Origin of the sequence: Bacillus sp. FSL L8-0528, assembly GCF_038593085.1 — a bacterium.
Classification (GTDB): domain Bacteria; phylum Bacillota; class Bacilli; order Bacillales; family Bacillaceae; genus Bacillus; species Bacillus paralicheniformis.
In genome coordinates, this window is the sequence record NZ_CP151961.1 from 1,583,627 (window position 1) to 1,609,313 (window position 25,687).

Annotated in this window: 25 protein-coding genes; 17 read left to right on the forward strand and 8 right to left on the reverse strand. The window is 47.1% G+C overall.

Features of this window, described 5'->3' with window-relative positions:
- Positions 1-71 precede the first annotated feature (71 nt).
- Together MHI30_RS08090 and MHI30_RS08095 are read left to right on the forward strand one after the other, a co-directional pair.
- Positions 72-866 carry an inositol monophosphatase family protein gene (locus MHI30_RS08090; RefSeq protein ID WP_020451254.1) on the forward strand — a complete coding sequence of 265 codons (795 nt, stop codon included), beginning with the start codon at positions 72-74 and terminating at the stop codon, positions 864-866.
- Positions 859-1,314 carry a GNAT family N-acetyltransferase gene (locus MHI30_RS08095; RefSeq protein WP_075753017.1) on the forward strand — a complete coding sequence of 152 codons (456 nt, stop codon included), beginning with the start codon at positions 859-861 and terminating at the stop codon, positions 1,312-1,314. The genes MHI30_RS08090 and MHI30_RS08095 overlap by 8 nt, the downstream gene beginning before the upstream one ends.
- A 161-nt stretch (positions 1,315-1,475) precedes the next feature.
- Here the strand turns inward: MHI30_RS08095 and MHI30_RS08100 are convergent, their stop codons facing one another.
- On the reverse strand, positions 1,476-1,661 hold the full coding sequence (locus tag MHI30_RS08100) for a YlaF family protein (protein ID WP_075753016.1): 186 nt from the start codon (positions 1,659-1,661) through the stop codon (positions 1,476-1,478).
- Positions 1,662-1,821: 160 nt separating this feature from the next.
- On the opposite strand from MHI30_RS08100, the gene typA reads away from it, so the two are divergent.
- Both typA and MHI30_RS08110 read left to right on the forward strand, forming a co-directional pair.
- Positions 1,822-3,660, forward strand: coding sequence for a translational GTPase TypA (gene typA, locus MHI30_RS08105; protein WP_075753015.1), 1,839 nt, complete (start codon positions 1,822-1,824; stop codon positions 3,658-3,660).
- A 57-nt stretch (positions 3,661-3,717) separates the two neighbouring features.
- A complete protein-coding gene (locus MHI30_RS08110; RefSeq protein ID WP_003181448.1) occupies positions 3,718-4,038 on the forward strand; it encodes a YlaH-like family protein in 321 nt (106 codons plus the stop codon).
- 21 nt (positions 4,039-4,059) lie between these two features.
- Here the strand turns inward: MHI30_RS08110 and MHI30_RS08115 are convergent, their stop codons facing one another.
- The 4 genes from MHI30_RS08115 to MHI30_RS08130 all read right to left on the reverse strand — a co-directional run bounded on the left by MHI30_RS08115 (position 4,060) and on the right by MHI30_RS08130 (position 7,215).
- Positions 4,060-4,566: a MarR family transcriptional regulator gene (locus MHI30_RS08115; protein ID WP_075753014.1), complete on the reverse strand. Its 507-nt coding sequence runs from the start codon at positions 4,564-4,566 to the stop codon at positions 4,060-4,062.
- 72 nt (positions 4,567-4,638) lie between these two features.
- On the reverse strand, positions 4,639-6,135 hold the full coding sequence (locus MHI30_RS08120; RefSeq protein WP_075753013.1) for a monooxygenase: 1,497 nt from the start codon (positions 6,133-6,135) through the stop codon (positions 4,639-4,641).
- A gap of 139 nt (positions 6,136-6,274) precedes the next feature.
- Positions 6,275-6,481: a YlaI family protein gene (locus MHI30_RS08125; protein ID WP_003181456.1), complete on the reverse strand. Its 207-nt coding sequence runs from the start codon at positions 6,479-6,481 to the stop codon at positions 6,275-6,277.
- 119 nt (positions 6,482-6,600) lie between these two features.
- Positions 6,601-7,215, reverse strand: coding sequence for a YhcN/YlaJ family sporulation lipoprotein (locus tag MHI30_RS08130; protein WP_075753012.1), 615 nt, complete (start codon positions 7,213-7,215; stop codon positions 6,601-6,603).
- Positions 7,216-7,370: 155 nt separating this feature from the next.
- Between MHI30_RS08130 and MHI30_RS08135 the strand changes: the two genes are divergently transcribed.
- On the forward strand, positions 7,371-8,699 hold the full coding sequence (locus MHI30_RS08135; RefSeq protein WP_075753010.1) for a PhoH family protein: 1,329 nt from the start codon (positions 7,371-7,373) through the stop codon (positions 8,697-8,699).
- Between the two features lie 141 nt (positions 8,700-8,840).
- Here MHI30_RS08135 and MHI30_RS08140 read toward each other — a convergent pair whose 3' ends face one another.
- The gene (locus MHI30_RS08140; RefSeq protein ID WP_075753008.1) at positions 8,841-9,323 is read right to left on the reverse strand and encodes a hypothetical protein; all 483 of its coding nucleotides are present in this window, start codon (positions 9,321-9,323) and stop codon (positions 8,841-8,843) included.
- Between the two features lie 118 nt (positions 9,324-9,441).
- Here MHI30_RS08140 and glsA point away from each other — a divergent pair, with 118 nt between their 5' ends.
- The 4 genes from glsA (at position 9,442) to pyc (ending at position 15,852) form a co-directional block, all read left to right on the forward strand.
- Positions 9,442-10,371 (forward strand): glutaminase A, encoded by a 930-nt coding sequence (gene glsA / locus MHI30_RS08145; RefSeq protein WP_075753006.1) that lies wholly within the window; start codon positions 9,442-9,444, stop codon positions 10,369-10,371.
- A gap of 132 nt (positions 10,372-10,503) precedes the next feature.
- Positions 10,504-10,785 carry a YlaN family protein gene (locus MHI30_RS08150; RefSeq protein WP_003181465.1) on the forward strand — a complete coding sequence of 94 codons (282 nt, stop codon included), beginning with the start codon at positions 10,504-10,506 and terminating at the stop codon, positions 10,783-10,785.
- A gap of 333 nt (positions 10,786-11,118) precedes the next feature.
- Positions 11,119-12,330: a putative lipid II flippase FtsW gene (gene ftsW, locus MHI30_RS08155; RefSeq protein ID WP_075753004.1), complete on the forward strand. Its 1,212-nt coding sequence runs from the start codon at positions 11,119-11,121 to the stop codon at positions 12,328-12,330.
- Between the two features lie 78 nt (positions 12,331-12,408).
- Complete coding sequence (gene pyc / locus MHI30_RS08160) at positions 12,409-15,852, forward strand: pyruvate carboxylase (protein WP_075753002.1); 3,444 nt, start codon at positions 12,409-12,411, stop codon at positions 15,850-15,852.
- An 80-nt stretch (positions 15,853-15,932) separates the two neighbouring features.
- On the opposite strand, the gene MHI30_RS08165 is transcribed toward pyc, so the two are convergent.
- Complete coding sequence (locus MHI30_RS08165; RefSeq protein WP_075753000.1) at positions 15,933-16,841, reverse strand: heme A synthase; 909 nt, start codon at positions 16,839-16,841, stop codon at positions 15,933-15,935.
- Positions 16,842-17,242: 401 nt separating this feature from the next.
- On the opposite strand from MHI30_RS08165, the gene cyoE reads away from it, so the two are divergent.
- From cyoE to ctaG, 6 genes are all read left to right on the forward strand, one after another.
- Complete coding sequence (cyoE, locus tag MHI30_RS08170) at positions 17,243-18,169, forward strand: heme o synthase (RefSeq protein WP_075752998.1); 927 nt, start codon at positions 17,243-17,245, stop codon at positions 18,167-18,169.
- 277 nt (positions 18,170-18,446) lie between these two features.
- Positions 18,447-19,514: a cytochrome c oxidase subunit II gene (coxB, locus tag MHI30_RS08175; RefSeq protein ID WP_075752996.1), complete on the forward strand. Its 1,068-nt coding sequence runs from the start codon at positions 18,447-18,449 to the stop codon at positions 19,512-19,514.
- A gap of 29 nt (positions 19,515-19,543) precedes the next feature.
- A complete protein-coding gene (gene ctaD / locus MHI30_RS08180; protein WP_026579767.1) occupies positions 19,544-21,415 on the forward strand; it encodes a cytochrome c oxidase subunit I in 1,872 nt (623 codons plus the stop codon).
- On the forward strand, positions 21,415-22,038 hold the full coding sequence (gene ctaE, locus MHI30_RS08185; RefSeq protein WP_020451275.1) for a cytochrome c oxidase subunit III: 624 nt from the start codon (positions 21,415-21,417) through the stop codon (positions 22,036-22,038). Before ctaD ends, ctaE begins: the two co-directional genes overlap by 1 nt.
- A gap of 2 nt (positions 22,039-22,040) precedes the next feature.
- Entirely contained in the window at positions 22,041-22,370 is a 330-nt protein-coding gene (gene ctaF, locus MHI30_RS08190; RefSeq protein WP_003181487.1) for a cytochrome c oxidase subunit IVB, read from the forward strand.
- A gap of 34 nt (positions 22,371-22,404) precedes the next feature.
- Entirely contained in the window at positions 22,405-23,304 is a 900-nt protein-coding gene (gene ctaG / locus MHI30_RS08195; protein ID WP_237562683.1) for a cytochrome c oxidase assembly factor CtaG, read from the forward strand.
- A gap of 56 nt (positions 23,305-23,360) precedes the next feature.
- Here ctaG and MHI30_RS08200 read toward each other — a convergent pair whose 3' ends face one another.
- Positions 23,361-23,720, reverse strand: coding sequence for a YugN family protein (locus tag MHI30_RS08200; RefSeq protein ID WP_020451278.1), 360 nt, complete (start codon positions 23,718-23,720; stop codon positions 23,361-23,363).
- Between the two features lie 168 nt (positions 23,721-23,888).
- Between MHI30_RS08200 and MHI30_RS08205 the strand changes: the two genes are divergently transcribed.
- Both MHI30_RS08205 and MHI30_RS08210 read left to right on the forward strand, forming a co-directional pair.
- On the forward strand, positions 23,889-24,335 hold the full coding sequence (locus MHI30_RS08205) for a CBS domain-containing protein (protein ID WP_075752992.1): 447 nt from the start codon (positions 23,889-23,891) through the stop codon (positions 24,333-24,335).
- Positions 24,336-24,476: 141 nt separating this feature from the next.
- Positions 24,477-25,520, forward strand: coding sequence for a CAP domain-containing protein (locus MHI30_RS08210; RefSeq protein ID WP_075752990.1), 1,044 nt, complete (start codon positions 24,477-24,479; stop codon positions 25,518-25,520).
- The last annotated feature ends 167 nt before the right edge of the window (positions 25,521-25,687 follow it).

The window sequence follows — 25,687 nt, forward strand, 5'->3', positions numbered from 1 at the left end:
TTGATTTTTCCCGGCTAATATCAGTATGCTATGAATAAATCAACAGGTATACATAGAAAAGAGGTAGTGTGATGACAAACTGGAAGGAAATCGACCGCCTGGCGAAAAGCTGGGTGAAAGAAGCTGGTCAGAGAATTCAGCAGTCAATGAAAGAAAAGATGACAATTGAAACGAAATCGAATCCAAATGACCTTGTCACAAACATTGACAAGGAAACAGAGCGTTTTTTCATTGAAAAAATCCAATCGGTTTTTCCGGATCATCATATTCTTGGCGAAGAAGGCCAGGGGGACAAGCTTACATCTTTGGACGGCATCGTTTGGATCATCGATCCGATCGATGGTACGATGAACTTTATTCATCAAAAACGCAATTTTGCGATTTCAATCGGCATTTTTGAAAACGGAAAAGGCAAAATCGGTTTGATTTATGATGTGACTCACGACGAGCTTTATCATGCTTTTCAAGGCGAAGGTGCTTACATGAATGATACAAAGCTCGGCAAGATGAAAGAAGTGCCGCTTGAAGAATCGATTCTGGCCATCAATGCGACATGGATAACCGAGAACAGACGGATTGATCCAAGCGTATTATCCCCGCTTGTCAAGCGCGTCAGAGGGACCCGTTCATACGGTTCAGCGGCTTTGGAACTCGCTTATGTAGCGGCCGGCAGAATGGATGTGTATGTGACGATGAGGCTTGCTCCTTGGGATTACGCCGCCGGCTGCATCCTGCTTGATGAAGTCGGCGGAACATATACGACCATTGACGGGAAACCGCTCAATTTTCTTGAAAACCACAGCATCGTAGCCGGCAATCCGGCAGCTCACCGGGCGATTTTCAACGAATATTTGCCGCATGAATAGCAGGGCTTTCTCTTCTTCTGATTTCGCCTTTTTTGAGGAGCTGGCCGAAGCGAGCCACGGGTGGGCGAAGGAAGAGCTTGACGGAAACAGCCTGGAACGCTATATGAGTGCTTATGCGATGTATAACGGTGAATGGCTCGTGTGGGAAGACAGGGGCCTGCCGGCGGCTCTCAGCTTTCATCTCGAATGGGCGCCTTCTAATGGCAAGCCTTGGCTCGGAACGCTTCTTGTCCATCCCGATTTCCGCAAAAAAGGCCGGGCAAAAGAAGTGATTGAAACGATCGGAAAACGCTTGAGAGAAAAGGGGCATAAAGCGTTGTTTGCGGCGGTGCCTTATGAAAAGGACGAGTGGCTGAACATGCTTGCCCGCTCGGGATTTGAACAGCTAAAAATCGAAAAAGATAAAGAGGGAAAACGATATTTGATTATGGTGTTGCCCCTTGTTTGATGCTTCAATGAGACTTGTTTGACAACAGGTCTCATTTTTTTCAGGTTCATTTCAGACCGCAGAGGGATGAACATGGTGCAAGAACTTTATAAAAAGAGCGAACGCAGGGTTGCGTGTTTGACAATCAAAAGCCCCTTCAGCCGGAAGGGGCTCCTTTCTTATTAAAGCAGGCCTTTTTCGCGCATTCTTTTTTTGAGTGTAAAACCGCTCCCCATGATGACGATCAGAATCGCGACGGCGATTGCGACGCCGGCAGCGCTTTTTTCGGCGACTGCAACGCCGATCATCATGATGCTGATCACTGCAGCAAGTGCGAATAATAAGAATATCCATTTGATTTGTTTCACTGTTTTCCCATCCCCTTAGTATGAAGTCTACTGTTAGTTTACAGAAAATCGCACTGAATAGAAAGGGTCAACCGAAGCTGGAAATTTGAAACAAATTGAAATAACTTCGTTCGTCAGTTATAATATGAAAGATTATCTAAATTTTTTAGGAGATGAAAATGTGAAACTTCGAGAAGATCTTCGCAATATCGCTATTATCGCCCACGTTGACCATGGGAAAACGACGCTTGTGGATCAGCTCCTCCATCAGGCTGGCACATTCCGTGCAAATGAAAACGTGGCAGAGCGCGCCATGGATTCCAATGACTTGGAAAGAGAGCGCGGCATTACGATTTTAGCGAAAAATACAGCGATTAATTATAAAGATACACGCATTAATATTTTGGATACTCCGGGACACGCAGATTTCGGCGGGGAAGTTGAGCGGATCATGAAAATGGTCGACGGCGTTCTGCTTGTTGTTGACGCTTATGAAGGTTGCATGCCGCAAACCCGCTTTGTGCTGAAAAAAGCACTTGAGCAAAACTTGACGCCGATCGTTGTTGTCAATAAGATCGACCGCGATTTTGCCCGGCCTGAAGAGGTCGTTGACGAAGTGCTCGATTTGTTTATCGAGCTTGATGCCAATGAAGAACAGCTTGAATTCCCGGTTGTTTACGCTTCTGCGATCAACGGCACCGCTTCAGCAGATCCGAAGCAGCAGGATGAAAATATGGAAGCTTTATTCGAAGCGATTGTCAACCATATTCCTTGTCCTGTCGATAACCATGAGGAGCCTTTACAGTTCCAAGTGGCTCTGCTTGACTACAATGATTATGTCGGCCGTATCGGAATCGGACGCGTGTTCAGAGGAACGATGAAGGTCGGACAGCAAGTTGCTTTAATGAAGCTTGACGGTTCTATCAAGCCGTTCCGCGTAACGAAAATCTTCGGTTTCCAGGGCTTGAAAAGAGTCGAGATTGAAGAAGCGAAAGCCGGCGACCTTGTCGCGGTATCAGGAATGGAAGACATCAATGTCGGAGAGACCGTCTGCCCGATTGAGCATCAAGAGGCGCTTCCGGTTCTGCGCATTGACGAGCCGACGCTTCAAATGACGTTCGCGGTTAACAACAGTCCTTTTGCCGGTCGCGAAGGAAAATATGTCACGGCTAGGAAGATTGAAGAGCGCCTTGAACAGCAGCTTCAGACAGATGTCAGCCTTCGAGTCGATCCGACGCCATCTCCTGACGCCTGGATCGTATCCGGACGCGGTGAGCTGCATTTGTCGATTTTAATCGAAAACATGCGCCGTGAAGGCTTTGAACTGCAAGTATCGAAGCCGGAAGTCATCATTAAAGAAATCGACGGCGTTCGCTGTGAGCCTGTTGAACGCGTGCAAATCGATGTGCCTGAAGAGCATACCGGATCTGTAATGGAATCAATGGGCGCGCGCAAAGGTGAAATGATCGACATGATCAATAACGGAAACGGGCAAGTCCGCCTGATTTTCAACGTCCCTTCACGCGGATTAATCGGCTACTCAACCGAATTCCTTTCCCTTACACGCGGTTTCGGGATTTTAAATCATACGTTTGACAGCTATCAGCCTGTTGAGCCAGGGCAAGTCGGCGGGCGCCGTCAAGGTGTGCTTGTCTCAATGGATACCGGGAAAGCTTCAGCCTACGGCATTCAAGGCGTTGAAGAACGCGGCGTGATTTTTGTCGAGCCGGGCACAGAAGTATATGAAGGCATGATCGTCGGCGAGCACAACCGTGAAAACGACCTTGTCGTCAACATCAACAAAATGAAGCAGCAGACAAACGTACGCTCAGCGACGAAAGATCAGACGGTCAGCATGAAAAAACCGCGTATCATGTCGCTTGAAGAATCGCTTGAATACTTGAACGAGGATGAGTACTGCGAAGTCACGCCTGAATCCATCAGATTGAGAAAGAAAATTCTCGACAAAAACGAACGCGAAAAAGCAGCGAAAAAGAAAAAGCTGGCAGGATTGTCGTAACATTTGCAGAACCTAAAAAAAGAGCAACCCAACTAAGCAAAGGGGAGGGGAATCTTTTTGACTGATGTAAGTGAACGGCTGTCGTTTTTTGCCGCTCTTTATAAAGTGGACCAGAATCCTGAGGCGGGAATGTGGTGGCTTTATGCCACCATCTTCGTCCTGTCTGCGGTCGTCTTTAAACTGGGTTTCGCCAAACGGCTGCCGCTGTTGAAAACGGCGATCATTTACTTTTTTCTGGCGCTAGGCTGTACGTTTTTAACTTTTTTCGGCGTTTTTCTGCCGGTTGGAGAAGGGCTGATCGTAGCCGTTTTAATCCTTTCGATTTACAAAATCCGTCTGCACCGTTCGAAAAAAGAGCAGACGGGGGCGAATACGTAGAAAAGACATAGCCAAAGAAGGCTATGTCTTTTCTGTATGCGCCAGAAAATCCGCCGTTAATAAGTCCCGAAACAAAGCCCTGGCAAAAAGGATCTCATCAGATGAATACCTGCTTAAAAATCGTTTAAAGCTTTGTTCGATTTTTTCGTGTTCCCGCTGGTGAAGGTGATAGATGCTTCTCCCTTTCTGGCTTAAACGGAAGTAGATTTCTTTTTTATTGTCGCTGAGCTGTGTTTTGCTGACGAGGCCTTTTTCGGTCAGCTTTGCGGTGATCCTTGAGACCGTCGCTTTTGAAAATGCCATCTTCTCGGAAATCGAGGTGACGTTGATCGGTTCGTGGTCGCCAATGCAGCTGATCGTATGGACGTCAGACATGTTGAGTTTCAGTTCAGCTCCGAATTCGCGCTCCATCTTTTTCATTTCTGCGGAGATGCGCTCTTTCATGACGGTTTCTTGCTGTTCCTGCTGATGAATGAGCCTGATGTACAGATCGAATATTTCTTGTTTTGCGTGTGTTAAATGCTCCATGCAGAAAACCGGCTCCTTTAATCGATTTTTCTGCTTTGATTATATCATTTTGTTGCGCATGAAACAAAATGATTAAACAGGCTGAAGATGAGAGTTCCCGCACCAGCGGCGGATACCATCGGCAATCAATTGCTCCACGTTTTCCATGGATTCGTCGACAGCCCAGGCCACGTGGCCGTCGGGACGGATCAGCGCTGCTTTTACCCCATTCCATTCAGGCCTGCCGTCAATTGCTTTCACTTGTATGCGCCGGACGTGAGGAAAGCCGGAAAATTCCTTCGCTTCTATCCCGAACGCTGCTAATAAAAAGCGTCCATCGCGGAGAAAAGTGTAAAGCCGTTTGACAGTACCATCTGAAAGGGTCAGATCGATATCTGGCAGACGTTTTCCGTTCAGCTCATGTTCAGGCATCTTTTCATCTGCTTCGTATTGCACGCTGAGCGCCGCAATTTGTTCGGCCAGATAGCGATTGACGTCTGCAAATCCGAGAATGCCGGATAATAATTCGCGGAGGTACAGGCCTTCACGTGTAAAATCAAACAGCTTTGTTTGGATTTGTGTATTGACGAGCAGCGCTTCCCCGACAGGGTGTCTTTCATTATGGTAACTGTCAAGCAGCCAGTCGGGACACCGTCCGTTGATCTTTGCTGCCAGCTTCCAGCCAAGGTTCATCGCGTCCTGAAGCCCGACATTTAAACCTTGCCCTCCTGCGGGAAAATGAATATGCGCGGCATCTCCAGCCAAGAAAATTCTGCCGGAACGGTAATGCTCCGCCAACTTGCTGGCATTTCCGAAGCGGGACATCCAAACCGGGCTGTCCATTCCAAAGTCCGTGCCGCAGATGCGGTTGAGTTCTTTTTTTAATTCTTCCAGTGTGACGGGCTCGTGAAGCAAAGCTTGAGGCATGTGCGGCGACGTTATAATGACGCGGAAAATGCCGCCGTCTAAAGGTACGATCACAACGCCGCCTTCACGGTTCTCGCAAGTATAAAAATGAGATTCCGGCGGATTTTCAAGCGACACATCACCAAGCATTGCAGTGATATTTGCATCAGTTCCGGAAAAAGCGATGCGCGCCTGCTTGCGAATGATACTTCCGGCCCCGTCAGCACCGACGATATAGGAAGCAGTTAGTAAGGACAGGCCATCCGGACCCTGGACAACAAGCTCGGTTGTTTCCTCATGCTCGCGGACAGCGAGAACTTCATGACCGCGAAGGATGCAGACACCGAGATTTCGCGCATGTTCCTCAAGCACCTTCTCAGTTTCATACTGAGGGATAAACAATGTAAAATTGGCTTGCGTGTCAAGCGCAGAAAAGTCCAATCCCGTCTTCAGACTGGCAAAATGCCCCGAAGGGACCGGCTTGCCAATTTCCTTAAACCGTTCTCCAAGCCCCCTCATTTCAAGTATTTCGATTGAGCGCGGATGCAGTGTGAGCGCTTTTGAGAATGGAGAAGGCTCTTTCAGCCGTTCGACAATACAGGTCCGGACACCGGCCAAAGCCAGCTCGGAAGCCGTCAGCAGACCGACGGGGCCGCCGCCTGCGATCAGTACATCAAAATCCATGATGAATCACTCCTTTTTTGTTACGCATGAAACAATTTTAAGATACTATAAATGAAAATGTTTATCAACTATAATCTTTAATTTTGTTACTTGTGTAACAAAAAAAGGCGATAAAAAAACATGGAGCTTGTCCATGCTTTTATGACTTGATCTGCTCTTTATCTTTTCTGTGCGGATATAGCTTAAAACGGCCGGTTTTCATCCGGTTTTCTGTTTTGATTTTAATTCGTTCGCTGCATTCATGGCACATATAAGTATGTATCGGCCGGTTTCGGAGACGTTTGGCAATGAGTGTGTCATCATCGATTTTTTCGATTTTGTCACACAATGAACACTTTACCCTCACTTGATTCACCTCGCTTACGATTCATTATACCTTAATCAATCGGACAAATAAATTTTCTCCTTTAGAAAAAAGGAAAAAGCCTGTGCCGTCAAGAAAACAGTGGCACAGGCTTTTAAAAGTTATGGCTGCCGATTTTTCATATGCTTGTTTGATTGCTTATTCTGCTCCTTTTCAAGCTGTTTCTGGTTTCTGTCATTCAGCTGGTCGTTGTTGGATTTTGTAGGATTTGTTTGCTGGTTGTCTGTTGCGTCGTTCGGCACTTCAGGAAGGACGCGCCCGACGATGGCTGCCAGCTCGTCGAGAATCCCTTTGACAGGACGTCCCGCTTGAATTTCTCTGCCCATTGCCCGCAGGCGGTTGACTGTGTCGGGATCTGCGACAACGGCGGCGTTTGCTCCGTAAGGGTCATTCTGCAGCGCTTCAGCCACGGAATACTTAATGGATTCGACTTTGCTGCGTTCCAAATTGTCTTTCACATCAATTCCGACGACGGCTAGCCTGCCGAGCACGACGGCGGTCGCATCATTGACACCCGGAACGCTTTCGGTGATCTTCACAAGGCGCCGCGAGATGGCTTGCCCGTCTTCACGGTTCACCGGCTCTTGGGAGCTGTTTTTTACTTGAATCGGTTTGTTGCCGGGAAGCTCGTTCGCTTCATTTCGGGCATTATTTTGAATGCCGCAGGCTGAAAGCAGCATAACGGTTTGAATTAGGATCAAAAAAAAGATTCGCACTTGAGGTTGCCTCCTTAAAAATGCTTTCATTAATTTTTATTGTTGAATTAAACTTCTATCTTTATTCACAAAAACATATATTTTAGCGGGCGCTCCATCAGCTTTTAACCCAATTGAAAAGAAAAGGCTAAAAATCCTGATCAGGAGGCGGAAGATTGAGTAAAATTTATGTGCTAGATACGAATGTGTTATTGCAGGATCCGAATTCAATCTTTTCTTTTGAAGATAACGAGGTTGTCATCCCGGCTGTCGTATTGGAGGAAGTCGACTCAAAGAAACGCTACATGGATGAAATTGGGAGGAATGCAAGGCGCGTATCTAAATTGATAGATGATTTGCGTTTAAAAGGAAGGCTGTATGAAAATGTTCCCCTCCCAAACGGAGGAAGCTTGAGAATCGAGCTGAACCATCGCTCTTTTCAGCAGCTTCAAGAAATTTTTATCGAAAAAACAGGCGACAACCGTATTTTAGCCGTAGCGAAAAACCTCAGCCTGGAAGAGGAAACGAAAGAAGGCGGCAGGCCGGTTATCCTTGTCAGCAAAGATATGCTGATCCGTGTCAAAGCCGATGCCATCGGCTTGATGTCAGAGGATTTTTTGCACGACAGGGTTGTCGACAATGATGATATATACAGCGGTTATACGGACGTGTACATTCGCCCGGATCAGATGAATTCCTTTTTTGAACATCACGATTTGCCGCTTCACGAAATCAGCGGTGAGATGCTGCGTCCGAACCAGTTTGTCGTCATGAAGGACGCGCTCGGCGGATCATCCTCTGCCGTAGGGATCGTGGATCAAAGCGGCAAAGCCGTGAAAAAGCTTGTTTTCGATCAGGAACAGGTTTGGGGCATACGTTCGCGAAATGTACAGCAGACGATGGCGTTGGAACTTCTTTTAAGACAAGATATTCCGCTTGTCACCCTGATCGGAAAAGCCGGCACAGGAAAAACCCTGCTTGCGCTGGCAGCGGGGCTGCTGCAGACAGAGGACCTGGGGAATTTTAAAAAACTTGTTGTCACAAGGCCGATCGTTCCTGTCGGAAAAGATCTCGGCTATCTTCCGGGTGAAAAAGAAGAAAAACTTCGTCCGTGGGTTCAGCCTATTTTTGATAACCTGGAATACTTGTTCAATGCAAAAAAGCCGGGGGAGCTTGATGATATTTTAGCGGGGATGGGCTCCATTCAAGTCGAAGCCCTCACATATATAAGGGGCAGAAGCATTCCCGACCAATTCATCATCATTGATGAGGCTCAAAATCTGACCAAGCATGAAGTCAAAACGCTTCTGACGCGCGTCGGGGAAGGCAGCAAAATCGTATTGATGGGAGACACCGAACAGATCGACCATCCTTATCTAGATGCGATGAACAACGGCCTGGCCTATGTTGTAGAGCGCTTTAAGGATCAAAAAATTTCCGGAAACGTGAAGCTTTTAAAAGGAGAGCGTTCCCGGCTCGCCAGGCTTGCAGCAGATCTGCTGTAATAAAAAAACCCGGGCTTTTAGCCCAGGCTTCAACTTGCATGGCCCGCGGGCCGGGTTGCCGGCAAGAGCCGATAGCCCGGCCGGGAAAGAGGGGGCGGAGTTTTTCATCGCCTCCGGCGCACCCGTTACAGTGTTGACGCTTTAAACAATGTGAATTTCTTTTACTCGTTTCACAGGAGCCATCCTGTTTGAACCATCAGGAAAATAAACGTGTACAGGCCCGTCTTCGCCAAGCGGCTTGCCATTGTTGCTGAAGCAGAGAATCATGCCGCCCGCTTCTTCGATCGGAACGGAAACGTCTTCACCTTCCGTTTTAAAGAGGCATTTGACGGCGGAGCCTGACACCTCCGCATTTTTCAAAAAAGGTTCAAGCTTGATTCCGAAAGTGCCGTCAAGCAACTTCTCCTTTTCATACTTTTTCTCTGATTTCAGTGTCGGCGGCGATACAGCACCTTCCCTGATTTGCCGTTCCCGGTCAATCACAAGGTCGTCATCTTCATCTTTTACCTCTCCGAAATGTGAAAAGAACTGATCGAGATCGAATTTTCGGTCATCAAAAATCCAAACGCTCGGATCGAGCGTAATCGGATACTTTACATTTCCTGTGATCGTTACAATGCTCATGTCTCTACCACTCCCTCACAAAAATTATAAGCGCTTTCTTTCAAATTGTCACTTCTCATAACAAAAGCCCTCTTCGGGAAAGATAAACAGCAATGACGCTCGGATGGAGGGAAAAAACTTGAATTGCCGGGATAATGAGGAGCTCGAATATTTTGTCACAGAAGCGAAAAAAGTGACGGACAAAGGAAAGGTTGCATCTTACATACCGGCTTTGGCTGAATTATCGGAGGACGATTTATCGGCGGCAGTCTACTTTACGGACGGGACGTGTGTATCAGCGGGGGACGTGGAAAAAGCCTTCACTCTGCAAAGCATCTCAAAAGTATTGTCGCTTGCTCTTGTTCTGATCGATCACGGCCCGGAAACAGTGTTTCATTATGTAGGGCAAGAGCCGACTGGTGATCCGTTTAACTCCATCATCAAACTTGAAACCGTCAACCCGGGGAAGCCGCTGAATCCGATGATAAATGCCGGAGCATTGGTGGTGACAAGCATGATTAAAGGAGAGACGAACGCCGATAAGATCGGCAGGCTGCTTGATTTTATTAAAAAACTTGCAAATAACCGGAACATTACTGTTTGTGAGAAGGTCGCCGAATCTGAATTTGAAACCTCGATGGTCAACAGGGCGATGTGCTATTACATGAAAGAGCACGGCATTTTTCAGGCTGAGGTTGAGGATGTCATGGATGTGTATACAAAACAGTGCGCCATTGAAATGAACAGCTTAGACCTGGCGAAAATCGGCTCTGTTTTTGCTTTGAACGGCAAGCATCCCGAAACGGGAGAGCAAATCATACCGAAGGATATCGCGAGAATTTGCAAGACATTTATGGTGACATGCGGGATGTATAATGCCAGCGGCGAATTCGCAATCAAAATCGGCATACCCGCCAAAAGCGGGGTTTCTGGTGGAATCATGGGGCTGTCCCCATACCGTTTCGGCATCGGCATCTTCGGGCCCTCGCTCGATGAAAAGGGAAACAGCATCGCCGGAATCCGGCTTTTAGAGCTGTTATCGGCGAACTACAGTTTAAGCATTTTTTAAAACGTTAGCAAAAGCTTAAAATGCGAGTCTTTGAAATACGGCGAAAGGACAGAAATAGCTTGCTTTTTTTCGGCTGAGGCTTTATCATAAATAGAAGAATTAGGTACTCGCCTGGGGAACGGAGGGATACTTTTGGCGTCTGAGATTGTAGTCGACCATCGTGAAAAAGCACTTGCCCTGTTAAAACGTGATGCTGATAAAATCTTAAAGCTGATTCAAGTGCAAATGGACAACTTAACGATGCCTCAATGTCCTCTTTATGAAGAGGTTTTAGATACACAAATGTTCGGACTCTCTAGGGAAATTGATTTTGCTGTCCGCCTTGGATTAGTGGATGAAGAAGAGGGTAAAGAACTGCTTTACAGGCTGGAACGTGAATTGTCTGCATTACATGATGCATTTACAAAAAAATAAATGAACACCTCAGAACAATTTTTCTGTCTGAGTCAGCTTGTCGACGACGTTTCGATAGAAACAAACTGCCGGCAGGCTTTTTTTGTTATGGAATGAGTAAGAAAACGTCCGTTGATGAAGGAATGTCCGCTGTTCGTGCCGAATAAACGAAGACGCATGGTATGCCGATAAAAAAATAGAATGGCAGTCTTGGAACAGACGGACTTTTCTTTCTGACGAGATTCGAAGTCTTATGAAAAGGGTATCTTTCGTGCTTTTTAAGAAAGTGTAGTAAAATAACGAAGGAGTTACCACAAACACATTTTGAAGGCAAGTAAGGAAGAGGATAATAATATGATAAAAAGAATGCTCAAATCCTATGATTATTCATTAATCTTCGCTGTATTCCTGCTGTGCGGGTTCGGGCTCGTAATGGTGTACAGCTCAAGCATGATCACAGCCGTGACAAGGTACGGACAAGACAGCAGCTACTTTTTTGACAGGCAGCTGATGTTTTTGGCGCTCGGAACCGTCATATTTTTAGGCGCGGCGCTTTTTCCGTATAAGGCTTTTGCCAATCAAAAATTCCAAAAGTTTTTGCTGCTCATTTCTGTCGTCGCTTTGTTCGCACTGTTTGTTGTCGGACATGTGGCCGGGAATGCCCAAAGCTGGTTCAGGGTTTCGAATTACGGCATCCAGCCGGGGGAGTTTGTCAAGCTGACCGTCATCTTGTATCTTTCTTCCGTCTATGCCAAAAAGCAAAGCTATATTGACAACTTGGGAGCCGGAATCGCACCTCCTGCGATCATCACGCTTTTCATTTGCGCACTGGTCGCTGCTCAGCCGGATGTGGGAACAGCTTTTATCATCGCTTTAATCGCATTGTGCATTATTTTGTGCTCAGGATTCAGCGGCAAAACGCTGTTAAAGCTCGTACTTTTGGCCGGGGCTGTCCTTGTGCTCGTCAGCCCGCTTATTTATTTCAACTGGGACAGCATTTTAACAGAAGGACGGATGAAGCGGTTTGAAAGCTACCAAAACCCGTTTAAAGATGCGGGAGATTCGGGCTTTCAAGTCGTCAACTCCTACTTGGCGATCGGTTCGGGAGGGCTGTTCGGCCTGGGTCTCGGCGAGAGCGTGCAGAAGTATGGATATCTGCCTGAAACGCACACCGATTTCATTATGGCGGTCATCGCCGAGGAGCTCGGCATTTTCGGCGTCCTTTTTGTCGTGCTGCTGCTCGCTTTCATCGTTTTAAAAGGGTTTTATATTGCGAGAAAATGCGACGACCCGTTTGGAAGCCTGCTTGCGATCGGGATATCAAGCATGATCGCCATCCAGTCCTTCGTGAACCTGGGCGGCATATCCGGCTTGATTCCTTTGACAGGGGTGACGCTTCCGTTTATCAGCTATGGAGGGTCATCGCTCATTCTGCTGATGGCAAGCGCGGGGATATTGGTGAACATCAGTATGTTTAATGAATACTTTGACAGATTCAAACGAAAACAGCCTGTCAATACTACAAAAACGAAAGAAAATCAATATAAAAAAAGTATAAATTTTTAAAAAACTAAGCGTGTACAATGTCCATCCGATTCATTTAGAATAGATACATACTTAAAACAGCGGATGAGGGGGAACGACATGTCACAACAGTCTATTCAAAAAGTTCTTGTTGCAAACAGAGGGGAAATCGCTATCCGCGTATTTCGCGCCTGCACAGAACTGAATATCCGTACGGTAGCGATCTATTCTAAAGAAGACAGCGGATCATACCACAGATACAAAGCCGATGAAGCATACCTGGTCGGCGAAGGGAAAAAGCCGATTGACGCTTATCTTGATATTGAAGGGATCATCGAGATTGCGAAACGCAACCATGTGGATGCCATCCATCCGGGCTACGGCTTCCTGTCAGAAAACATTCAGTTTGCCAAGCGGTGTGAAGAGGAAGGCATCATCTTTATCGGACCGACCTCCAAGCACCTCGATATGTTTGGAGACAAAGTAAAAGCCCGTGAACAAGCTGAAAAAGCAGGAATTCCCGTCATACCGGGGAGCGACGGCCCAGTGGCTGATATCGCGGAGGTCAAACAATTTGCGGAGGAGTTCGGATATCCGTTTATCATCAAAGCGTCGCTTGGCGGCGGCGGCCGCGGCATGCGGATCGTCAGAGATGAATCGGAGCTGGAGGAATCCTATAACAGGGCGAAATCAGAGGCGAAAGCCGCTTTTGGCAATGATGAAGTGTATGTCGAAAAGCTCATCGAAAAGCCGAAGCACATTGAAGTTCAAGTCATCGGGGACAAAGAAGGTAACGTGGTTCACCTTTACGACCGCGACTGCTCTGTGCAAAGGCGTCATCAAAAGGTTATCGAAGTGGCGCCGAGCGTTTCGCTTTCTGAGTCCCTCCGGAAAAACATTTGCGATGCTGCCGTTAAGCTTGCGAAGAATGTTGATTATGTCAATGCCGGTACGGTCGAATTTTTAGTTGCGAACGATGAGTTTTTCTTTATTGAAGTCAACCCGCGTGTTCAGGTGGAGCACACCATTACGGAAATGGTGACGGGTGTCGATATCGTTCAGACGCAAATCCTGATTGCTGCCGGACTCAGTCTTGGCAGCAGCGAAATCAGCATTCCGAACCAGGATGCCATCACGCTGCACGGATATGCGATCCAGTCAAGGGTTACGACTGAAGACCCGTCAAACAATTTCATGCCTGACACAGGCAAAATCATGGCATATCGCTCAGGCGGCGGTTTCGGGGTGAGGCTTGATACAGGAAACAGTTTTCAGGGCGCTGTCATTACGCCTTATTACGACTCGCTGCTTGTTAAGCTTTCAACCTGGGCGCTGACGTTTGAACAGGCGGCGGCCAAAATGGTCCGCAACCTTCAGGAATTCAGGATCAGGGGAATCAAAACGAATATTCCTTTCCTTGAAAACGTGGCGAAACACGAAAAGTTTCTCACAGGGCAGTACGACACGTCTTTTATCGATACAACGCCGGAACTCTTTGTCTTTCCTAAGCAGAAAGACCGCGGAACAAAAATGCTGACGTATATCGGGAACGTAACGGTCAACGGCTTCCCGGGCATCGATAAAAAGAAGAAGCCTGAGTTTGATAAGCCGCAGATCGTCAAAACCGATGTCGATCAGCCGATCGCGAGCGGAACAAAACAGATTCTTGATGAACGCGGAGCTGAAGGGCTCGTCAAATGGGTGAAAGATCAAGAGGAAGTGCTCCTCACTGATACGACGTTCCGCGATGCCCATCAGTCACTGCTTGCGACAAGATTCAGAACGCATGATATGGAAAAAATCGCCAATCCGACAGCTGCACTCTGGCCTGAGCTTTTCAGCCTTGAAATGTGGGGCGGCGCCACTTTTGATGTCGCTTACCGTTTCTTGAAAGAAGACCCTTGGAAAAGGCTTGAGAAGCTGCGGAAGGAAATTCCGAATACGATGTTTCAAATGCTGTTGAGATCTTCGAATGCCGTCGGGTATACAAACTACCCTGACAACCTGATTAAAAAGTTTGTCAGCGAATCGGCTGCGGCCGGAATCGATGTATTCCGCATTTTTGACAGCTTGAACTGGGTTAAAGGGATGACGCTCGCCATTGATGCAGTGCGCGAGTCAGGCAAACTTGCCGAAGCCGCGATCTGCTATACCGGAGACATTCTCGATCCGAACAGAACAAAATATAACCTTGAATATTATACGTCAATGGCAAAAGAGCTTGAATCAGCGGGGGCGCATATTCTCGGCATTAAAGATATGGCCGGCCTGCTGAGACCTCAAGCAGCATACGAACTGGTGTCAGCTTTGAAAGAGACGATCGACATTCCGATCCACTTGCATACACACGACACGAGCGGCAACGGTATTTTTATGTACGCGAAGGCGATTGAAGCAGGCGTCGACATCGTCGACGTAGCGGTCAGCTCTATGGCGGGCCTGACATCACAGCCAAGCGCAAGCTCGCTTTATCATGCGCTAGAAGGCGATAAACGCCGTCCGCAGCTTAATGTCGATGCGGTAGAGTCGCTGTCTCAATATTGGGAGTCTGTCAGAAAATACTACAGCGAGTTTGAGAGCGGCATGAACGCGCCTCATACCGAAATTTACAAGCATGAAATGCCTGGCGGCCAATACAGCAACCTTCAGCAGCAGGCTAAGGGAGTCGGCCTCGGTGACCGCTGGAATGAAGTGAAAGAAATGTACAGCCGGGTCAACCACCTGTTCGGGGATATCGTAAAGGTTACGCCGTCATCTAAAGTCGTCGGGGATATGGCGCTTTACATGGTGCAAAATAACCTGACAGAAGATGATATTTACGAAAGAGGGGAATCACTCGATTTTCCTGACTCAGTAGTCGAGCTTTTTAAAGGGTATATCGGCCAGCCTCACGGCGGATTCCCTGAGAAATTGCAAAAGCTGATTTTGAAAGGGCAGGAGCCGATTACAGTGCGCCCCGGAGAACTGCTCGAACCCGTTTCGTTTGACGATATAAAAGCGGAGTTTAAGGAAACGCACGATCTGGAGCTTTCCGACCAGGATGCTGTCGCATATGCGCTTTATCCGAAAGTGTTTACCGAGTATGTGAAGACAGCGGAACTGTACGGGGACATCTCAGTGCTTGATACACCGACCTTCTTCTACGGCATGACGCTCGGCGAAGAAATCGAGGTCGAGATCGAAAGAGGGAAAACGCTGATCGTCAAACTTGTCTCTATCGGCGAACCGCGTCCTGATGCGACGAGAGTCGTCTACTTTGAACTGAACGGCCAGCCTCGCGAAGTGGTCATTAAAGACGAAAGCATCAAATCGTCCGTTCATCAGAAGGTGAAAGCCGACCGTTCAAACCCGAACCATATCGCGGCGTCCATGCCGGGAACGGTGATTAAGCTTCTAGTAAGCAAAGGGGACCAAGTGAAGAAGGGCGATCATTTAATGATCAATGAAGCGATGAAAATGGAAACGACCGTCCAGGCTCCGTTTTCAGGAACTGTTGAAAACATTCACGTGACAAACGGAGAAGCCATTCAAACCGGCGACCTCCTTATTGAGCTGAAAAAATAAAAGTGTGGCCGCTGACTTTGTCGGCGGCCTTTTTTTATGAAAAAATCCCCCGCCTGTTGCGGGGGATCAACCGTTTATTGTTATTTTTGTACCTGTCTGCGATAGCGCGCAACAAGCAGCAGGAAGTAGCAAAGGATTCCGAACAGGCAGGAAATGAAGAAAGCGTGGGCGAGTGCAAATCCCAAATCCAGCCTGCTGTAGACAACCGCAATTCCTGAGGCAGCCTGAAGGATGATCAGGATCAGGGAAATCATCCAGCCCCAATAAATGCGTTTTTGATTTTTATACTGTTTGGCCGCATGTACCGCTGCCGCGATGATCCAGGCGAACAGAAGAAGCGCCGCAGCCCTGTGTCCCATCTGCACCCATTCGTGAAACTTCCCTGGAAGCCAGCCGTTTTGCGTGCTGCACATCGGAAAGTCAAGGCACGCAAGGCTTGACTTCGTATGCCGGACATATGCGCCTGTATAAACGACGATATATGTGTATATAATGATTCCTATCATATGAAACTGCATGGTTTTTCCTATATAAAACGATTCGGCTTTCTGCTTGCTGTCAGCTTCAAACACGAGGAGCGTCAACAGCAGAACAGATGCAAAGGAAATTAGCGAGATTCCAAAGTGCAAAGCCATGATCAGGGCCGACGATCCGAAGACGACCGCCGCAGCACCCAAGAGCGCCTGAAGAATGAGAAAGACGACCGACATCACCGCGAGAAATTTCGTTTCTCTGATATGGCCGATTTTTTTCCATGTCCAAATGGCGAGAGCCAGCACAAGGACGCCGGATGTGCCGCTGACAAACCTGTGGCTCCATTCGATAATCGATTCAAGGGTTAGAGCCGGGAAAATGCTTCCGTTGCAAAGCGGCCAAGATCTGCCGCAGCCCATTCCTGAACCCGTCTTTGTGACGAGGGCGCCGCCGATCAGCACGAAAAGCATGGCGATAGTTGTGATAATTCCCAAGCCTTTTAATGCTTTATTCATAAATTCAATTCTCCTTTTTAATGCAAACTGACTAATAAAAAGATATTTACCACCTTCAAGTGTAAGCGAATTGATGTTCTGCTGCAATTCATAATGATTATTGTTCACAAAAATGCAATAGAAGGCGTTCACATTTTTATTGGTTTTGAAGACTTGATAATTCTGGCTTCGTTTGATAGAACTATATTAGAATGACAGTGGTTTTCCGCTCTTGTTCACAACTTTTCCTTCATCTGTAAAGAAAGTCATAAAAAGTTCACAAATATAAACCGGTTTGTCGATTAATATTTAATAGGCTGTTTTTTTCCAACCGGTAATCTTGTATGATAGAGTTGTAGGTTTTTTATGAATATACCGCTTCTCTTGACGTGATGAAGGTTTGAGTAAGGGGGGTTAGTATTATGGCTGAAACAAGAATTACAGCTGATACAGCAATGAATGGACAAATAGAAGAGACGACAGCATGGAAAGATTTCCTCGCCCTTATCAAAGTCGGGATTGTTTACTCGAACCTGATAACAACTTTTACGGGCATGTGGCTCGCTTTTTACTTTTCAAATCTGAGCTTTCTAGGAAACCTTGATATCGTGCTGTTCACTTTAGCGGGATCCTCGCTTATTATTGCAGGATCATGCGTCATCAACAACTATTATGACCGTGATATTGACCAGCTCATGCAGCGGACGAGAACAAGGCCGACGGTGACTGGAAAAATCCAGCCTTCACAGGCATTGTGGTTCGGCATTCTGCTGACTGCGCTCGGTTTTATCATGCTGCTGATGACCAATCTGACAACTGCCGCAGTAGGCTTTGTCGGCGTCTTTACTTACGTGTTTCTATACACGATGTGGTCAAAGCGCCGCTATACCGTTAATACGATTATCGGAAGTGTGTCAGGGGCTGTTCCTCCTTTGATCGGATGGACCGCTGTCCAAGGCTCCATCGGAGTTGAGGCGTGGGTGCTGTTTTTAATCATGTTTATTTGGCAGATTCCCCACTTTCTGGCGCTTGCGATTAAGAAAACGGAGGAATACAGAGCCGCAAATATACCGATGCTGCCTGTTGTACACGGTTTTGAAGTGACGAAAAGGCAAATCATCATTTGGATTGCCTGCTTAATGCCGCTGCCGTTTTTCCTGGGCGGACTCGGACTGCCGATCGTCATTTTGGGGACGGTGCTCAATATCGGCTGGCTCGTTTGCGGTCTGGTCGGTTACAGAAGCAAAAATATCATGAAGTGGGCAACGCTCATGTTTGTATATTCATTAAATTACTTGACCATATTCTTTGTTGCCATGGTCGTATTCACACTTTTTAAAATTGGATAGAACTCTATAATTCATCACATTGAAGGCTGTCACTTAACACTTCAAACAGACAACAATCATGTAAAAGCCGCCTTATCGATTTTTTCGATTATGTTTAACAAGGCGGCTTTACGTTCATACATAGATGGTATTTTGAGTAAAAAACCTCATTATTTAAGAAATGAGGAAATGTAAGTGCTTTAATTTAAGTGGGGAGTCAGATGAATGAATAGGTGTCCTATAAACGTTTGAACAGTGAAAGTTTCAAAAGGATTGATTGAAAAGGGGTTGGGAAGAAATGTTAAAGAAATGGCGTCTGATGTCGCTGTTCACTATTTTGGCACTCGTTTTAGCAGGGTGCGGAGAACCGTTCATATCAACGCTGCAGCCGGCGGGCGAGGTGGCTGATCAGCAGTATTTCCTAATGATTCTCAGCACGCTGATCATGGTTGTTGTTGTAGTGGTGGTAAGTTTCATTTTCGTATTTGTCATCGTCAAGTACAGAAGATCTAAGCTCGGTGATGACCACATCCCGAAACAGGTTGAAGGAAACCGCAATTTAGAAATTTTATGGACTGTTATTCCAATTATTCTCCTTCTTATCCTGGTTGTTCCTGTTGTCGCACAGACCTTTGATCTTGCTGATACAAAACCGATGGATAAGAAAAACAGGGATCCGGAGAAGGCGCTGGTCGTCAACGTCCGGGCGAACCTTTACTGGTGGGAATTCGAATATCCTGACTACGGCGTGGTGACGAGCCAGGAGCTGGTCGTGCCGACCGATGAACGCGTTTACTTTAAGCTGAAAGCTTCCGATGTCAAACATTCATTCTGGGTTCCTTCAGTCGGGGGTAAGATTGATACGAACACAGACAATGAAAACAAATTCTTCTTAACGTTCGATTCAAAACGCGCGGAAAAAGCCGGAGACTATTTCTACGGGAAATGCGCCGAGCTCTGCGGACCTTCCCATGCTTTAATGGACTTTAAAGTTAAAGCGGTTTCGAAGGATGAGTTCAAGAAATGGATGAGCGATATGGAAAACTATAAAGCGGGGGCGAAAACCGATCTCGCTGTTGAAGGAGAAAAAGTGTTCAAAGAGAAAAACTGCCTGAGCTGTCATGCGACCGATTCAAAAGACCAAAGGGCGGAAGCGGCCAGAACGGCTCCGAACCTCGCGACTTTTGGAGACCGGTCGACGATCGCCGGGGTGAAGGAATTCAGCGATGAAAACTTGAGAGCGTGGCTCAAGGATCCTGAAAGCATAAAACCGGGCAACAAAATGACCGGCACATACCCTGATTTGAGCGACAAGGAACTTGATGCACTGACTGAATATTTAAAGGGGTTAAAAACGGAAGACTAACGCTTCAAAGGGAGAATGAGGGAGGTTACATTGTGAGTACGCTTAAGAAAAAGCAAGGTTTTGGGGCTGTATTATGGGACTATTTAACGACTGTCGATCATAAAAAGATTGCCATCCTTTATTTGCTGGGCGGCGGGTTCTTCTTTGTGCTCGGTGGAATCGAAGCGATGCTGATTAGGGTTCAGCTGATGATACCGAACAATGACATCATGAGCGGCGGAGTCTACAATGAGATCATGACGATGCACGGTACAACGATGATTTTCCTGGCAGCGATGCCGCTTTTGTTCGCACTGATGAACGCCGTCGTTCCGCTGCAGATAGGCGCGAGGGATGTTGCGTTTCCATTCTTGAACTCGCTCGGCTTCTGGCTGTTTCTTTTCGGCGGCATCTTTCTGAATTTAAGCTGGTTTTTGGGAGGGGCACCCGATGCCGGCTGGACGTCTTACGCGTCGCTTTCCCTTCATTCTGAAGGGCATGGGATCGATTTCTATGTTCTCGGCCTGCAAATTGCCGGGATCGGTACGCTGATTGCCGGGATTAACTTTCTCGCGACGATTATCAATATGAGGGCGCCGGGCATGACATACATGAGGCTGCCGCTTTTCACATGGACGACATTCGTCGCTTCGGCTTTGATTTTGTTCGCGTTCCCGCCGCTGACCGTAGGCATCGCGCTCTTGATGCTGGACCGGTTGTTCGGAACGAGCTTTTTCAATCCGGAATTAGGCGGTAATACGATCATTTGGGAGCATCTGTTCTGGATCTTCGGACACCCTGAAGTTTATATTCTCGTACTCCCTGCGTTCGGAATCTTTTCGGAAATCATTCCGGTTTTTGCGAGAAAAAGGCTGTTCGGTTATTCTTCAATGGTATTTGCGACCGTATTGATCGGCTTTTTAGGCTTCATGGTTTGGGCCCACCATATGTTTACAACGGGACTCGGGCCTGTGGCGAACGCCATTTTTGCGGTGGCGACGATGGCCATTGCCGTCCCGACCGGAATTAAAATCTTCAACTGGCTGCTCACGGCTTGGGGCGGGAGCATTAAGTTTACAACGCCGATGCTTTACGCGATATCCTTTATACCGTCGTTTGTCATGGGCGGGGTGACAGGTGTCATGCTTGCTGCTGCACCGGCTGACTATCAGTTCCACGACACGTACTTTGTCGTGGCCCACTTCCATTACGTCATCATCGGCGGAGTGGTGTTTGCCATCCTCGCCGGAGCTCATTACTGGTGGCCGAAAATGTTCGGGAAAATGCTGAGCGAAGCGTTGGGCAAAATAACATTTGTGCTGTTTTTCATCGGGTTCCATCTGACTTTCTTCATCCAGCATTGGCTCGGATTATGGGGAATGCCGAGACGCGTGTTCACTTACTTGCCGAATCAGGGATTTGACATGGCGAACCTGATCAGTTCAATCGGAGCTGTGTTTATGGCGGCTGCGGTCATCATACTCGTGATCAATATTATCGTGACGACTGCCAAAGGGGAAAAAGTCGGCAGCGATCCTTGGCATGACGGAAGAACGCTTGAGTGGGCTGTTTCTTCGCCGCCTCCTGAGTACAACTTTAAACAGCTGCCTTTGGTCAGAGGCCTCGATGCTTTATGGATCGAAAAAAGAGCCGGCAAGCAGTCAATGACCGCCGCGGAGCCGCTTCAGGACGTCCATATGCCAAACGGATCGATTCTCCCGTTCATCATGTCACTCGGGCTGTTTATATCCGCCTTCGGCTTCATGTACCGGACGGAATTTGCCTGGGGGCTGCCTGTCATTCTGATCGGATTAGGGATCACATTATTTATGATGCTTCTCCGGTCTGTAATTGATGACCACGGGTATCATATTCATAAAGAAGATCTGATGGATGATGACGACAAAGGGGTGAAGGCATAATGCATACAGAAGAGAAATTGACGGCTGAAACCTTCCCGGCTTCTCCTGAAAAAGCTACGTTAGAAGGAAAAAATAAGTTTATCGGCTTTTGGCTATTTCTCGGAGGAGAGACGGTTCTTTTCGCGTCTCTCTTTGCAACATACCTTGCGCTGAAGAATTCGAATGCAGGAGGGCCGAAAACGACCGAGATGTTTGACATGGGGCTGGTCTTTCTTGCGACAATGCTCCTTTTAACGAGCAGTTTAACGAGCGTATATGCCATGTATCATATGAAGAACTTTGCTTTTAAAAAGATGCAGGTTTGGCTTGGAATCACTGTTCTGCTCGGTGCAGGCTTCCTGGCGCTTGAAATATATGAATTCACCCATTATATTCACGAATATGGGTTCACCATTCAAAGCTCGGCTCTCGGCTCCGCTTTTTATACGCTAGTCGGCACGCACGGAGCGCACGTTACGTTCGGGCTGCTCTGGATTCTTTCTTTGATGATCAGAAATGCGCGCCGCGGATTAAGCCTTTACAACGCGCCGAAGTTTTTTGTCGCAAGCCTCTATTGGCATTTTATCGACGTTGTCTGGGTGTTTATCTTTACCGTTGTATATTTGATGGGGATGGTGGGATAAAAATGGTGAATAACGAAAACAGAGGGAATCCTAAAACAGATCTTGCCTACCGCAAAAAGAAAAACGCGGAGGACATGAGATATCAGGTTATTTCATTCGGTTTGATGATCGGCCTGACCATTGTCGCTTTTTTAACGGTCGCCTCAGATGCCGGCGTTTGGTTTACGGTGCCGTTTATTCTGCTGCTGGCCGTCATTCAGGTTGCATTTCAGCTGTACTACTTCATGCATATGAGTCAGCGGGGGCACGAAGCGCCGACTTTGTTCCTTTATTCGGGCGTTTTGGTCGCTTTTGTTACCGTTTTGGCTTTTGTGACGCTTATCTGGTGGTAATCGAACCGACATACAGAAAGGAGGATGCCTCATGTTGGGCAGCCTTGAAATATTCGGTTTTCGCGCCCTGTGGAGCCCCTATTTCCTAGGGGCTGTCGTTTTCATAACCGTCCTTTACTTTTTTCTGATGAAACGATTTGGATCAGAAGAAGAGCGGGCATCCAGGAAAGAAATCGGTTTATTCCTGACGGCGATGCTTCTTTTATACGCGTCTAAAGGCAGTCCGATTGATTTGCTGGGACATATTATGTTCAGCGCGCATATGGCGCAAATGGCGGTTTTGTATTTGATCGTGCCGCCTTTGATCATCCTTGGCATACCGCCTTGGTTTTGGAAAAAGGTCATTTTTCTGCCGGTCGTCAAGCCGCTGTTCCGGTTTTTTTCAAAACCATTGATCGCGATTATCGTGTTTAACGGTTTATTTTCGATGTATCACATTCCTTTGGTGTTTGATTTTATTAAGACGGATGCCGTTTATCATGCCGTCATTACGGTGCTGATCTTTATTGCGGCGTTCTTCATGTGGTGGCCGCTCGTTCACAAGGTCGAGGAGCTTCCGCAAATGAACGGACTTTTGAAACTCGGCTACATTATGGCTGACGGCATTTTGCTGACACCGGCGTGCGCGCTGATCATGTTCAGCGATACGACTCTGTATTCGACATATTCAGATCCGGCCGCATGGGCGGAGGCAATGAAACTGTGCGTTCCTCTAGATACGCTGAGCGGAATGACGCTTACAGGTCCGGAAATGTTCAGCAGCATGCCTGTTCTGGAAGATCAGCAGCTTGGCGCGATCGTCATGAAAATCATACAGGAAATCGTGTACGGGACATTTTTGGCGATTATCTTTTTCGGATGGGCGAGGAAGGAAAGAGCCAAAGACGAAAAGGAACTGGAAGAAGAACGATACTCGCCGTCTACGGTTCATTAAGATGAAAAAAGGGTACAGCCTCACCAGAGGAGCTGTACCCTTTTTATGTACGTCTGCTACACTTCAAGCGCTGAAACTTTTTCTTTGATCGAATTCAGCACCGTTTTGCTTGTTTTGAGGAGCTGTGGCGGGAAATGTTCGTTTTCACCGTATTCCACTCCATGCGGATAATAATATTTGCCCAAAAGCGGTGTCATCAGTTTGATGACCGCGCGCCGGGCGCCCACATCGCCTTCGACGGCATATCCGAACACGCGGAGGTAGTACCTGCCTTCCACCATATCGAATTTGCGGTCATATGTGACGCGTTCATAATCCCATTGGCCAGCTCTTACGAACCCTTCGTTTTCCATGATGTCGTCTAACCGGTTAAGGTCAGCAGTCAAGCCTTCAATACCGGATTCTTCAAATTTCATCCCGTAAAACCCCCTTTAAAAAATTACCTTTACTGACAATCATAGTATGAAAGCGTTAAACTTTCAATCCTGGCTTTAGCCGATATATAAATATTTTTGTGAACAGTATGAATCGCGGGCGGCTTGACGACAATATGAACAAACGAAAGACAAGAGGAGGTCTTCTGATTGACACGTGTGAAGGATATCATGACAAAGGAAATATTATATTGTACAGTTCTTGATAATGTGTACGAGGCTGCCGTGAAAATGAAAGACGGAAATGTCGGAGCGATTCCGGTTGTGCTTGATGACGGCTTGGAACTGGTTGGGATCGTCACTGACCGGGATTTGGTGCTGCGGGGGATCGCCGTTAAAAAACCGAATTCGCAAAAAATTACAAATGTTATGACGACGAATCTCATTACGGTAAGTGAAGACGATTCAATTGAAAAAGCGGTTGATCTCATGGGAGATTATCAGATCAGAAGGGTCCCGGTTACACGGGGAAAAACGCTTGCGGGCATCATTACGCTCGGCGATGTTTCAACCCACAAAAAATCAAACCGGCAGGCTGGCGACGCGCTGACATTTATATCGGAAAACGAAGAGAGGCCTGGAGATTTTCTTCATTAAAACATATTTTGTCGCACATCTTAATAGGCTGTATTATCATTGAAAATTCATGTCAGTTCTGTTTAAATGACACTAAAGGCAAGTTTTTGATGCGGTGCGCCGTTTTATGGATAGATTGATCCGTCAGTCGGAGGTGAAAGTTTGAAAAATATATTAAGAGCGGTTGTGATCCTTCTCATCGTTGCGGCTTCATACACGCTGTTTATTCAATACGGTTCAACGCCTGAGAAAATTGTGAAGGAAGACAAGCCGCAAGTCTCAAACGAGGATGCGAAAAAAGAGAAATCCTTGAACATTCCCGATTCCGGCTTGCTTTCTTTTATCGGAGAGTCGGCTGAGACGATCGAAAAGAAACTGGGGAAACCGGACAGGGTCGATCCTTCAGCATATGATTATGAATGGTGGGTCTATCGCCAAGGGGAAAAACAGTACGTTCAAATCGGCTTGCTTGGCGGCAAGGCCGTGACATTGTTTGCGACAGGCGACGGGTTGAACACCGCTCCGTTTAAAATTGGACGGCCGTCAAGGGAAGTTTTCAAAACCGCCCAGATCGCCCCGTATGTCAATGTTCAATATAAAGGCAGTTCATACCGTTTTGAGTTTTCCGAGGAAGACATGAATACAAGGCCGACGGTGAAAGTCGGAGACATTTATGTTCAGCTGTATATGGATAAATTCGAGGGGACGCTGTCAAGCATCAGGGCATTTGATGCCCCGACTTTCATCAAGCAAAGGCCGTACGAAGTTGTCTACAGAGGCACCCTGATCGAACCTCATGCATTGACAGAATCGGATTGGAAAAAAATCGAGAAAGCAAATGAGAAGCAGATCTTTGATTTGACGAATGTCATCCGCGCAAGACACGGCCTTTCTCAGCTCTCTTGGGATGAAGGCGTATCAAAAGTGGCATACGGCCATAGCAGCGACATGAAAGAGCACCATTATTTCTCCCATGTGTCAGAAACGGAAGGCACGCTCAAAGACAGGCTGGAAAAAGGGAAAGTCAACTTTGAGCAGGCGGGGGAAAATATCGCGCTCAACTATGTCGACGGGCCTGCGGCGGTTGAAGGCTGGTTAAACAGCGAAGGACACAGAAAAGCGCTGTTAAATGCCGACTATACTCATCTCGGAGTCGGGGTGGACGAGAAATATTATACGCAGAACTTTATTAAAGAATGGCACTAGAGCCCGGGATCATACCCGGGTTTTTAGTTTTTAGAGAAAACCATGAAACTTTTAATGTTTGGTCGGCTGCTCACTCTTTCGCACTGGTTCCTATAAAAAGAGGAATTTTAGGCGAACACATTTTGCCGGGGCGGATTACACTATAGCAGGCATATGTTTTCGGAGGG